Source organism: Ignatzschineria larvae DSM 13226, assembly GCF_038500265.1.
GTDB lineage: Bacteria > Pseudomonadota > Gammaproteobacteria > Cardiobacteriales > Wohlfahrtiimonadaceae > Ignatzschineria > Ignatzschineria larvae.
On record NZ_CP150637.1, the window covers coordinates 1,744,914 to 1,757,507 of the forward strand.

Genomic DNA, 12,594 nt, shown 5'->3' on the forward strand with positions numbered 1-12,594 from the left:
TCACTTAGTGCAATAGCGCTACTTACTCACCGCATTACCCAAGACTAACACTTGGATAATAGGTGAAATAAGCTTTTGAAATTCATATGTTGCTGCATTCGTCACATAGATCGCATCCTCTGGTTGAACCAGAAATTGCTGCGCAACAAATAGTGCAGTTGGGTCTTTCATGTTTAATTGGAAGACTATTGGCTTCTCTTTAGCGGTAATCACATTGGTCTTAGGATCAAAGGTCATGCCATCTGATAGTCTAAAGATAAAGATGCCGGTTGCATTGGCTTTCTGCTCATTAAGCCCACCAATAGTCCCTAGTACATCGAGTAATGTTGGGCTTTTTGAAGGAAGGTCATGCAAGCCGGGATTCTGTACGGCTCCCATCGCGGTAAAACGTTTTCTCGCTCGTTCAACAACGACCTCGGTATTCGCAGCGATCGGATGATTCATTCCATTTAAAAGATCCTCATAATTGTAACGATGGACTTGTTGGCCATTTCTTACAACCACATCAACTAGATATGGTTCTAACTTAGGACCACCCGCGAGATTAACCGCATCTAGTAACGTTAAAGGTCCTTCTAAAGTAGAGTAACGTCCTGGCTTATTGACATCGCCCGCCACCAAAATAGAACCCCCGAGATCACCAGTGATATTGATAAATACTTGAGGATCAGATACATAACGTTTTAATTGATCTCGTACTTTCGCCTCCGCTTGCATCACGGTTAGACCTTTGAGGTTCACCATTCCCACATAAGGAAGAGAGATTATTCCTTGGCTATTGAGGCGGACCTTTTCAAAGACGGTTCCTCCTGTTGCAAGCGGTGCAAATAATGCACCATCTTCGGCACTATCTGAAATCATGACTCGAATGACATCGCCTGCCGTTAATCTTAATTCTGGAATAACAGGCTTACTTACAGTACTTTTAAGTTGTGTTGTTTTAGGGCGCATAAATGCGGTAACCGTTGTCGGTTTCAACTCTACAAATTGATACCCACCTTCAAGGATAGGTGCCCCCTCTACAGATTTATTCGAATGGTTAATAATCGCACCTGCTCTAGGCCCTGCGGCAGAAAATGTACCAGAGCACCCCACTACAACAAAAGGTATTAGCAATAATGAGATTTGCAATACTTTTTTGATCTGAGCGTGATATTCGAAAGTTAAAGGTCGAATCATTGTTAATTTTCCTCATTATAAATGTGCTTAGTGGTTGTCTTCACTATTCACGATGATCTTTAATAGATGCGATCACAAAACAACTCACACCATATAGTAGGAGGAGTACGATCAAGGTTGTAATTAGGTTATATATTCTGCGCGGATAAGCTGCTTCTTCCGGTAGATTCGGGGTAACGACTGCAATTAAGCTTCTAATATTACGAATCGTCTCTAATTTTGCATTTTCTACTACCGCCAAACTTGCTTTATAGAGCTCTTCCGCAACTAAAACATCGACCTGTAATCGTCGATATTCCGATGTAACGGTATTAAGCACCTCAGCAGTATCGAACTCACCTGCAGTGGCCCGGCGTTGTTCTGCTTCTAATTGTGCAATTAACGCATTGATTTTATTTTCTTGAGATTTAATTTGTGGCGCATTCGTTGCTAAGCGACTCTTTAATCCATTTAATTTAGCTTGTTCTGTAGCAATAGAGGCCTCTAAAGTAGCAATAATTTGACTGACAGATTCAACAGCAACTTCAGCGCTTAAGATTTGATGTTGGTTTTGAAATGAGACCATTTTAGCGCGCATCTCTTCATAGCGTTCAGTTGCAGTAATAAGCTCTCTTTGAGAAAAGGCGAGTTTTTCATCTGCCATAGAGCGTGTAATATTATTCACAAATATTTCGCTCTCTACTAATATCTCCTGCAATATGGACTCGGCATAGGAAGGCTCAAATGCCTCAACCTCAATTGTCAACAGTCCTGTTGTCTCATTGTAATTGGTGCGCACCATTTTTTGATAAAACTTGACTCTATCCTCTTGCGCTGAATTTTTTGAAAGGTCAAATAGCGGGTCATACCACTTTCCAGAATAGTGAGAGGTCCAATCTAACTTCTCTTCTAAGATCGCCAACATTGAATGGGAAACGATATACTCTTTCAAATACAGCGTATCTTCTCGAGAGACAGGATCTACAGCTCCCATTAACAGAGCTAAACCAGGAATAGCCCCTTGCTGCCCGCTATCTTGCTGCCGAACAACGACTTGAGCACTACTGACATAACGATTTGTCGCAAAAAAGAGAAGATACAGCAAGACGATAGCAAATGGGATAATGACCATGCCGACCAATAACTTCTTTTGAAAAATTTTTATCAAAAATCGTTTCATATCTCTCTTTTAATTCATTCAACAACTTATTCAACCAATATAAAACATCTAGACCTGTAAAATTCTCGTTCAAATAAAATATTTTCACAAAAAACTTAAAAAGTTAAAAATAATTAATCAAGGTAAAACCCATTTAATATCATATACATTTAATAGCCAACAATAACTCAACAAGAAAAAACAGCTATAAATACAATTTTAAATTGAGCATTCTACCGCTTTTTTTGTAAAAAAAGTAACCTTAATGTTAAATAATTTTAGATAACACATGTGACACGAGCTAAAAACACGATATAACATTTTATATTGTGTTAAATTCTGCAATCGTGAGTGTTCTATGGTAGAAACTGCCATTCAATTGAGTCATTGCTCGGAGATAGTGTAAATAATATTCGACCTTCTCATGATTGGGTGATTCTGGATTCTGCCAAAATTGGGCGAGCGATTGCCGGCTTGTAAGCCCGGGGATATCGTAGTGTGCATCTCCAATGACCTTGACCGGTAGGCTATGAATCAATGCGGAGATTCCCGTTGTACTATTCACCACAACCATCCCTTTCGCTTTGCGCAAAAATATCGGCATCGGCACATCAAAGACATAATGCACCCGTTCATAAACACCTCTTTTTTTCGCTAGCTTTTTAATAAAACAGCTATAATCGCTAAACCCCTTATCCATAGGATGGTGCTTGATCACTAAATGGGTGTTTTGTGGTGCAAACTCGGCAAAAGAATTGATCACGGAGCGTAGATGCTGTGATACTGACTTCCCTCGTCCATGTTGCCGTATTTGACTGTCATTATGTACTTGTAAGGGGAAGATAAAAAATGGTGCGAGCGTTTTATTGACTATTTGCCGCTCTATTTTTCGATCTTTAAAACCATGTATAAAACTAGAGAATCCCGCTTTTAACCAAGCACTTGCATAAATATATAATCGCTTTTCTCGATGATGCTGATAAGCAGGAAAGGCTTTTTCTTGTCTCCAAAGCTCAAAATAGTAACGACTTGCAAAACCAGCTCGCTTCCAAAATCCAGAAGCAACAGGGCGGGGTTGATAGCGCTTAAAATTCAATTTTCCGGCTAAAACAAAGTCTGAAGAGGTCGCATCATACATAGTTGCATCCCGCGCAATTTGACTACTATAATTAACGCCCCATTTCTCAAAAGTAATATAATGAGGTCGTAAATAGCCCTCTTCGAAAGCCCAAAAACTACAACCTACCGTCATGCAATAATCCCGTGCGATCCTATGATAGATACGGTTATCACCGAAACAGACGACTGCATCAATCTGCTCCTTTTCAATAAACTCCGATAGAAAATGTTCAAATTGTGCTACAGTCCCTCGATAATTAAGCGCATCTTCGGCTACAGGATAGTAATAATCATCTCCGCCATTAAAATTAATTTTGAAGACCCTTTTCCCACATTTTACGGTCAAATAGTGTTTGAGATTAAGGAAAAAAGGACCCACAGGCCCCTGTAGCAGAAGAATCTTCTGTGAGTTATCTGTAAACTCTTGCCAGTAGCTATAAAAATTCTGCACTAAAGTAATTTCCTATCACGTTCAAAAACAAAGATGGTGAATCCGATTAAATCTCTTATGAAATGCTAGAGTATCTATATATCCCTATCATTTAACTATCTATTTCATTTATTAACTTATCTGAAGCTATCTATCGGGGGCTCCAAACAAATAGCAACATAATTTAATCATCTTTTTCTTTGAATGCAACATTAAATCACAAAATATCTAGTTTTAGAATCTCCAGATCAAAATCATTCTACAATGAACAGGCTGCAATTTATTCAATTGCTGTTTATGGTATTATTGCTTCCTATTGTTTTCTATACGACATAGGATTACGAGAGATACTATCCGTAGGTCAAAGGTTTTGACTAACTTCGATTGAAGGAACTTGATGAATGTCAGATTAGCGAATATTAGAAATAGCATTCAAAATGTATCAGTACGATCATCTACATTTTTTATGAGCCTCTACCTACTCAATATCAACAAACTTAAACAGCACAAACTTTAAATCGATTAAACTGAGATAGACCAATGAGATAGACCAAAATAGATCTATATTAAACAGATCATCTAGATCATAGAGCAACATGGTCTTTGAGTTATCTTTGAGTCATCTTTTAGAGAATATCTGCACTAAGAAACTGTATAACTTATGACATTTACACACTTTAATCTTCATACTGAATTCTCCCTTGTGGATGGTATTATCCGCATCAAACCGCTCTTTAGTGCACTTAAAGAGATGGGAATGACCGCGGTGGCACTCACCGATCTTGGCAATGAGTTTGGGGCTATTAAGTTCTATAAAACAGCGATGCAATCGGGGATTAAACCGATCTTTGGCTCCGATTGTCTCTTAGCAGAGGGGAATGATGATCTCGGTAAAATCACCATTATTGCGCAAAATTATACGGGCTATCTCAATCTTGCGGAGCTTTTAAGCTATGGTTATCGTAGTCATCAGATTCGCGGTGTACCGCATATTACTTATGAGAAACTGCAGGAATACGCTGACGGGCTGATTGTCATTGTCGCCAAAGAGAGTCCGGTAGGCAGAGCGCTACTCAATCAAGGTACCGAAAGTGCTACTGCGCTACTGAAACAACATTTCTCCGCTTTTCTTCCTGATCGCCTCTATATTGGGCTTAAACGTCTCGGGCAAGAGAATGATGAGCGCTTTATTACAGAAGTATTACCGATTGCAGAATCACTGCAACTGCCGGTGATTGCCATTAATGATGTGCGCTTTATGCAGGAGAGCGATTTTGATGCGCATGAGATCCGCACTTGTATTCAATCAGGGCATACCATGCTCGATCCGAATCGCCCGAAAAACTACTCACCGCAACAATATCTGCGCTCCATTGCCGAGATGGAAGCATTATTTCATGATATTCCCGAAGCGATGATCAATAGTGCGGAACTGGCGAAACGTTGTACGGTTGAGCTCATTCTTAATAAACCGCAACTCCCGGCATTCCCCATTCCTGAGGGGATGACTATTGAAGAGTTTTTTCGCGCGGAATCTTACCAAGGATTAGAAGAGCGTATCGGTGCGAAAACAGAGGAGAATCAGCACTATTGGGAGCGACTCGATACAGAGTTAAATGTCATCAATAATATGGGCTTCCCGGGTTACTTCCTGATCGTTGCCGACTTTATTCAATGGGCAAAAGATAATGCGATTCCTGTAGGTCCAGGACGTGGATCAGGGGCAGGTTCCCTTGTGGCTTGGGCACTTAAAATCACCGATCTTGATCCGCTACCTTATGATCTTCTCTTTGAACGCTTTTTGAATCCTGAACGGGTCTCAATGCCGGACTTCGACGTTGACTTCTGTATGGAAGGCCGAGATCGTGTGATTGAGTATGTTGCCCATAAATATGGACGGGAAGCGGTCTCACAGATTGCAACCCATGGGACAATGGCGGCTAAAGCGGTGATTCGAGATGTAGGGCGCGCGTTGGGGCATCCTTATGGTTTTGTCGATCGTATCGCCAAACTGATCCCGATGGATCTCGGCATTACCCTCGAAAAAGCATTGATGCAAGAGCCGGAACTCTTTGATCTCTATAAAGAGGATGAAGAGGTTAAAATCCTGATCGATTTCGCTAAACAGCTCGAGGGATTATCCAAATCAGTGGGTCGCCACGCCGGCGGCGTTGTGATTGCACCGACTAAATTAACCGACTTTTCCCCACTCTATTGTGAGGAAGGATCAGCGGCGCTCGTCACACAATATGATAAAGATGATATTGAAGCGGCCGGCCTTGTGAAATTTGACTTCTTAGGCTTACGTACGCTCACCATTATCGATTGGGCACTCAAAAATATTGAGTATAATCGGGGTATTAAAGTGGATCTTCACACAATGCCTCTTGATGATAAAGCCACTTTTCAACTCCTCAAAGCTTGCCAAACCACATCGGTTTTCCAGCTAGAATCAAGGGGGATGAAGGATCTTCTTCGCCGGTTACAGCCGGATAACTTTGAAGATATCATCGCCTTAGTAGCCCTCTTTCGCCCAGGGCCACTAGAATCAGGGATGGTGGAGGACTTTATCAATCGTAAACATGGTCGAGAAGAGGTGATCTACCCATTTCCTGAGCTTGAGCCGGTACTCAAACCCACTTATGGGGTTATTGTCTACCAAGAGCAGGTGATGCAGATCTCCCAAATTATCGGGAATTATAGCTTAGGCGGTGCGGACTTACTGCGCCGAGCGATGGGGAAAAAGCTCCCGGAAGAGATGGAGAAACAGCGCTCACTCTTTATGGCCGGTGCAGAGACTTTAGGGTTTGATGCAGAAAAAGCCGGTCGTCTCTTTGATCTGATGGAAAAATTCGCAGGTTACGGCTTTAACAAATCGCACTCGGCGGCTTATGCCCTACTCTCTTATCAAACGGCTTATCTCAAAGAACATTATCCTGCTGAATTTATGGCGGCAGTACTCTCGGCGGATCTCGATCATACTGAAAAGATCATCATCATTATTGATGAAGTGAAAGAGATGAAGATTCCGATTATTCGCCCAAGTGTGAATGAATCGAGCTATCAATTTACCGTCAATCAAGCCGGTGCAATTATCTATGGTTTAGGCGCGCTCAAAGGATATGGGAAAGCAGCCGCGCTACAACTAATCGAAGAACGGGAAGAGAATGGTCCATATCGTGATCTATTTGATTTCTGTCGCCGAGTGGATCTCTCTAAAACATCCAAACGCGCTATCGAAATTCTCATACGCGCCGGCGCATTAGATTGTTTAGAGCCTAATCTAAAAACTGTGAGTGATCGGGCGGCTTATCGTGCGCAGTTATTAGCAACCATGCCGGAAGCGATTCGTCTTGCCGATCAACATCGTAAAAATGAATCTTCAGGTCAAGGGGATATCTTCGGGCTATTTGATGATATGCCGGCGGAGGAGCCCCAATACAGCTTACAACCTGCAATTCCGATGAGCGATAATGAGCTGCTCCATGATGAAAAATCGGTATTAGGTTTCTTCTTTACCGCACATCCTGTAGATCAATATCGCCAAGAGATTGAAGCGATGACTACAACCTCTTTGACGAAACTCAAGGAGATGCCGGAACCGCAATATCACTCAAGGGCTGTCGATGATAGTGTCATGATTGGTGGTTTAGTGACAGCTTTCTATACGCGCATCAGTAAAGCTGGCAATAAGCTCTATTTTGTTGTGCTCGATGATGGACGTTCGCGGGCTGAAATTCGTCTCTTTGAAGAGATGATTCAAAGTTTCGAAGCGCCTATTGAGAATGATACGATCCTCTTTATTCAAGGAGGTTACAATTGGGATTCCTTCAACAATGCCATGACGCTACGGGCAACGGCGCTTCACTCTCTAGAATCGATGCGTCAACGTCATGCAAAATATCTGATGATCGAAAATCATAAGCCTATTTCACCGCAGGATTTAGCCCAACTATTTGCGCAGCTCACTCCGTATCGGGATGATAATGGATTACAGCTTATCTTCAAATATCACAGCCCGGATAGTGCCGGTATTTTGCAACTAGAAGAGTTCCGCATTTTACCGCAAGAGACGATACTTACAGAATTAAAACGCAACTTTTATCATAACTTACGATTTACCATCGGTTATGGTCAATAATTGATAGAGAAAGAACTTGGGAAAAAGAAAACCTAGGTAAGATAGAGCATGAGAAATAGAAGATGGAGCGCCCAAGATGAAATTTAATCCCCCTTTAGTGAAAGCGACTTTTCTCAAACGTTATCGCCGATTTTTGGTGGATATAGAGACAGACAATGGAGAGATAATCACGATTCATTGCCCTAATACCGGCTCGATGATGAATTGTCTACTCCCTAATAGCCCTGCTTGGTACTTACCTTCCAGCGATCCCGATCGTAAGACCAAAGGAACTTGGGTCATTGCCACGACGCCTTTTAATCGTATTGCGAATGTCAATACCCATTATGCGAATACGCTGGTAGAAGAAGCCCTTGAAGCCGGCATTATTGATCTTGGTAAACCCTATGTGAAACTCCAACGAGAAGTGAAATATGGTGCTGAAAACTCTCGAATTGATCTCTGTTTAACCCACGAAGATGCAACGCAAACCTATATCGAGGTCAAGAGTGTTACACTCGGATTTGAAGAGAACAAGATCGCCGCATTCCCTGATGCCGTCACAACACGTGGCACTAAACATCTCCGGGAACTCATAGCCCTCGCCGAAGCGGGAACACGCACCGTATTGATCTTCTGCGTTAATTTAAGCGATATTGAAGCCGTTCGCCCCGCCGATGAAATCGATTCCGCCTACGGCAAAGCATTACGCCTTGCGATAGAAAAAGGCGTTGAAGTACGCGCCTATCGCACACAGATGAGCTCTGAAGAGATTGTAATTACTGATGAAATACCGGTGATTGTGGAATGATAGATTCGAAGAGTAATATAAAAAAGAGCGCTTTACTTAAACGCTCTTTCCTCTTAAGAATCTCTACATTCCCTAATTAACTCTCATAACTCAATAATGAGTAGACATTGTGCCCTTCTAGTACATTCGGGCCATGAAGATAGAGAAGATCTGCTAAGAAACAGATGCCAGTAATAGTGGCATTCTCCTTACCCACCATTTCGATAATGGCTTGAATCGTGCCACCGGTTGCAAGTACATCATCGAGAATAACGACTTTATCCCCTTCGTGAACATCACCTTTATGCATCTCTTGATAATTATTACCATATTCTAAAGAGTAAGCGACTTTGTGCGCTTCTCGTGGGAGCTTGCCAGGTTTACGGACTAAGACAAGGCGTTTACTGGTATTAAAAGCAACAGGTGCGGCGAAGATAAACCCGCGAGCCTCAGGGGCGACAATCACATCGGCATCGCATGATTGTACAAATTCACTCATTTTTTCAATCACATATTTAAAGGCCTCCACATTATTCAAAAGTGGGGTTACATCCTTAAAATCAACGCCTTCAGCTGGAAAGTCTTGAATGCGAGCGATATATTGTTTGATGTCCATACAAAAGTGTCCTAATCGAATAAAATTAAAAATTGATGAGAAATCATAGTGAATGCCTACTATAACGAATGATATTCAATAAATGCAATATCCTATTGGGTAGATCATATTGCAAATCCATGTTGTAAATCAAATACTCGCTATATGAGCTAACTACTAAATTACAAACAATATTCACTATATCATTTTCCACATTATTCGTCAGTTCACTAAGCAGAAATTCTAGGGAGAATGTTAAAGATCTTAGAGTTTCGATTATTACCTATTATTACACCAGCTCAATATACTCAAGCTCTTCTGGCGTTAAAGATTCATACCAATCTTCGCCGAAGAGCTCACAGGGATGCTGTGAACGTTCGCTTCCATTACCACACATCATCTTATCGGCGGCGCACAAGCGATCACAGCCCCAACAGATCCGTTCAGGGCGCTTAGGATTTTTAGGGATTCGCTGCTTTTTCCGAGGATTTTGCATCGTCGCTCCTTTAGTAATACATTGCAGATAAATAGAGATATTAAACTAAATATCTTGAATAAAATCTCTTGGATAAAAACACCTAAATAAAAATATTGTATAACACAAAAATTTTATCCTTTCTCATGATGATCATGATGACAAGGGATAGAGATTAAGGCAAGGATTATAGAGAAATTATATCGTAAACTCATTATGTTACAAAAATTCAAATTGATTAGAGAGGTTAGTGGCTTAACAATCAATCGTTCCCTGTTATACTGTTTGACAATTGATAATAGGTAGGACTTAAGTAAAATGACAACAACGACAACTGAACAAAAACAAGGCCGATTAGCACAAGGGGAAAAACTTCGTGGTGCAGATAAAACTGCGCGAATCCCTATTAAAGTAATCTCTGTACCGAAAGAGGAGCGGATACCGAAACCTAAATGGATTCGGGCGAAGATACCATCAGGAAAGCGCTTTGATGAAATTACCTCTATATTACGGGAGCATAAACTGCACTCGGTTTGCGAAGAAGCGGCTTGCCCGAATATTGGTGAGTGTTTCAATCAAGGTACTGCCACCTTTATGATTATGGGCGATATCTGTACTCGCCGCTGCCCATTTTGTGATGTGGCTCATGGTCGTCCTAATCCACTTGATAGCGAAGAGCCGAAACGCCTCGCGCAATCAGTGAAACTCGTCAATTTAGATTATGTTGTCATTACCTCTGTGGATCGGGATGATCTGCGTGATGGTGGCGCCGGGCACTTTGCCGATTGTATTCGGGAGATTCGGACAGTTTCGCCAAAGACCAAAATTGAGATTCTAGTACCCGATTTCCGCGGACGTATGGATATCGCGATCGATATCTTAACGGAAACACCGCCAGATGTTCTTAATCACAACATGGAAACGGTACCAAGACTCTATAAGCAAGTTCGCCCCGGTGCAGATTATATGCATTCGCTTGAACTGCTCAAAAAATTCAAAGCTCGTAACCCGGAAGTCCCCACAAAATCTGGGCTCATGGTTGGTGTTGGTGAAAGTGATGAAGAGATGATCGAAGTGATGGAGATGATGCGAGCACACGATATTGAGATGATCACCATCGGACAATACCTCCAACCGTCCGGAGGGCATCTTGCCGTCGAGCGTTACGTGACACCTGAGACATTTAAGATGTATGAAGATACGGCGTATAAGCTAGGCTTTAAGCTTGCCCATATCGGCCCTATGGTACGCTCAAGCTATCATGCCGGCGATAAGACGCTTGTGTAACTATTTGTTATTTAGCAATTTTATATCATACTACAATTCTATTACATCTTAATAAAGGAAGTACTTATGTCGATGATAGATTACTGGAACAAACTCGGTCAAAAGGCGCGCAGTGCTGCTGAAAAACTACTCCTTGCTAATTCTGGGCAGAAAAATGCCCTGCTCCAAGCACTCTATGATGAGATTATCAGCCATAGTGCTGAAATTGAAGCGGCGAATCTGCAAGATATTGCAGCTGCCAAAGTAGCCCAACTTGATGCGGCATTTATCGATCGACTGCAATTGACGACTAACCGCATTGAAGCGATGGCGGAGGGTGTCAAAGAGATGATTGCGCTCCCCGATCCTGTCGGTGAAATGACCGATATTAAAGTGCGCCCTTCCGGCATTCAAGTAGGGAAAATGCGAGTACCATTAGGTGTCATTGGCATTATTTATGAGTCTCGCCCTAATGTCACGATCGATGCAGCGGCCCTTTGCTTGAAATCTGGTAATGCGGCGATTTTACGCGGTGGTTCTGAAGCCTTTCATACTAATCAATATTTAGCGACTCTACTCGCTAAAGCGCTTGAAAAAGTGGGATTGCCGGCAGAGGCAGTACAAGTCATCAATACTACTGATCGGGCAATCGTAGATCTTATGATTACCTCTAATCAATATATCGATGTGATCATTCCTCGAGGCGGAAAATCCCTTGTTGAGCGAATTAATGCCAAAGCCACTGTGCCGGTGATCAAACATCTTGATGGCATTTGCCATACTTATGTCGATAATGAAGCTGATTTAGAGAAAGCTTGGCGTGTAGTCGATAATGCTAAAACACAGCGATATGCACCTTGTAACACTCTAGAGACACTTCTGATTCATGAGAAGATCCTCAAGCCTTTTCTGCCGGAGATGGCGACCATTCTGGTCGAGAAAGGCGTTGAAGTACGCGCTTGTGATCGAGCCCTAACACTCCTCAAAGAGCATAATATTCCGGCGATTATCGCCACAGAAGAGGATTGGCATACAGAATATTTAGCGCCGATTATCTCCATTAAAGTTGTGAAATCGATGGAAGAGGCGATCGCTCATATTAATCATTATGGCTCTCATCATACCGATGTGATTTTGACAGAAAATTACAGCAAAGCCACCTATTTCCTGAGAGCCGTAGATTCTGCTTGTGTCATGATCAATGCATCTTCCCGCTTCTGTGATGGTTTTGAATTTGGTCTTGGTGCCGAGATTGGAATCTCAACCGATAAGATTCATGTGCGAGGTCCTGTGGGATTAGAGGGATTAACCTCTCAAAAATATATCGTCTTAGGGCATGGCGAAATTCGTACTTAATCAATTCGTACCTTAATCAATTCGTACCTTAATCAATTCATATTTCTGGATGACTTGAATATTGTCAGAATCGCCCCTATTAAGTTCTGTGTCACAAAAGATTACGCGGTATCACGATCTCGATCA

9 protein-coding genes are annotated in these 12,594 nt (G+C 41.9%); 4 read left to right on the forward strand and 5 right to left on the reverse strand.

Going from position 1 to position 12,594, the window contains the following annotated elements:
- Positions 1-18 precede the first annotated feature (18 nt).
- The 3 genes from WMO13_RS07195 to WMO13_RS07205 form a co-directional block, all read right to left on the reverse strand.
- Positions 19-1,179, reverse strand: a complete 1,161-nt coding sequence (locus WMO13_RS07195; RefSeq protein WP_026879016.1) for a polysaccharide biosynthesis/export family protein — start codon at positions 1,177-1,179, stop codon at positions 19-21.
- Between the two features lie 43 nt (positions 1,180-1,222).
- Positions 1,223-2,338: a hypothetical protein gene (locus WMO13_RS07200; protein WP_026879017.1), complete on the reverse strand. Its 1,116-nt coding sequence runs from the start codon at positions 2,336-2,338 to the stop codon at positions 1,223-1,225.
- 301 nt (positions 2,339-2,639) lie between these two features.
- Positions 2,640-3,887 (reverse strand): capsule biosynthesis protein, encoded by a 1,248-nt coding sequence (locus tag WMO13_RS07205; protein WP_051396239.1) that lies wholly within the window; start codon positions 3,885-3,887, stop codon positions 2,640-2,642.
- Positions 3,888-4,527: 640 nt separating this feature from the next.
- On the opposite strand from WMO13_RS07205, the gene dnaE reads away from it, so the two are divergent.
- Positions 4,528-8,007, forward strand: coding sequence for a DNA polymerase III subunit alpha (dnaE, locus tag WMO13_RS07210; protein WP_026879018.1), 3,480 nt, complete (start codon positions 4,528-4,530; stop codon positions 8,005-8,007).
- A gap of 76 nt (positions 8,008-8,083) precedes the next feature.
- The gene (gene sfsA, locus WMO13_RS07215) at positions 8,084-8,797 is read left to right on the forward strand and encodes a DNA/RNA nuclease SfsA (RefSeq protein ID WP_026879019.1); all 714 of its coding nucleotides are present in this window, start codon (positions 8,084-8,086) and stop codon (positions 8,795-8,797) included.
- A gap of 76 nt (positions 8,798-8,873) precedes the next feature.
- On the opposite strand, the gene WMO13_RS07220 is transcribed toward sfsA, so the two are convergent.
- Positions 8,874-9,392, reverse strand: coding sequence for an adenine phosphoribosyltransferase (locus WMO13_RS07220; RefSeq protein WP_026879020.1), 519 nt, complete (start codon positions 9,390-9,392; stop codon positions 8,874-8,876).
- 268 nt (positions 9,393-9,660) lie between these two features.
- On the reverse strand, positions 9,661-9,867 hold the full coding sequence (locus tag WMO13_RS07225) for a DUF3079 domain-containing protein (protein WP_026879021.1): 207 nt from the start codon (positions 9,865-9,867) through the stop codon (positions 9,661-9,663).
- 297 nt (positions 9,868-10,164) lie between these two features.
- Between WMO13_RS07225 and lipA the strand changes: the two genes are divergently transcribed.
- Both lipA and WMO13_RS07235 read left to right on the forward strand, forming a co-directional pair.
- Positions 10,165-11,133, forward strand: coding sequence for a lipoyl synthase (gene lipA / locus WMO13_RS07230; protein ID WP_026879022.1), 969 nt, complete (start codon positions 10,165-10,167; stop codon positions 11,131-11,133).
- A gap of 66 nt (positions 11,134-11,199) precedes the next feature.
- Complete coding sequence (locus WMO13_RS07235) at positions 11,200-12,468, forward strand: glutamate-5-semialdehyde dehydrogenase (RefSeq protein ID WP_026879023.1); 1,269 nt, start codon at positions 11,200-11,202, stop codon at positions 12,466-12,468.
- Positions 12,469-12,594: the final 126 nt, after the last annotated feature.

What these genes read in the sequence shown, in the direction of transcription:
- WMO13_RS07195 (WP_026879016.1), bottom strand. Translation starts at nt 1,179, where the DNA reads ATGATTCGACCTTTAACTTTCGAATATCACGCTCAGATCAAAAAAGTA.
- WMO13_RS07200 (WP_026879017.1), bottom strand. Translation starts at nt 2,338, where the DNA reads ATGAAACGATTTTTGATAAAAATTTTTCAAAAGAAGTTATTGGTCGGC.
- dnaE (WP_026879018.1), top strand. Translation starts at nt 4,528, where the DNA reads ATGACATTTACACACTTTAATCTTCATACTGAATTCTCCCTTGTGGAT.
- sfsA (WP_026879019.1), top strand. Translation starts at nt 8,084, where the DNA reads ATGAAATTTAATCCCCCTTTAGTGAAAGCGACTTTTCTCAAACGTTAT.
- WMO13_RS07220 (WP_026879020.1), bottom strand. Translation starts at nt 9,392, where the DNA reads ATGGACATCAAACAATATATCGCTCGCATTCAAGACTTTCCAGCTGAA.
- WMO13_RS07225 (WP_026879021.1), bottom strand. Translation starts at nt 9,867, where the DNA reads ATGCAAAATCCTCGGAAAAAGCAGCGAATCCCTAAAAATCCTAAGCGC.
- lipA (WP_026879022.1), top strand. Translation starts at nt 10,165, where the DNA reads ATGACAACAACGACAACTGAACAAAAACAAGGCCGATTAGCACAAGGG.
- WMO13_RS07235 (WP_026879023.1), top strand. Translation starts at nt 11,200, where the DNA reads ATGTCGATGATAGATTACTGGAACAAACTCGGTCAAAAGGCGCGCAGT.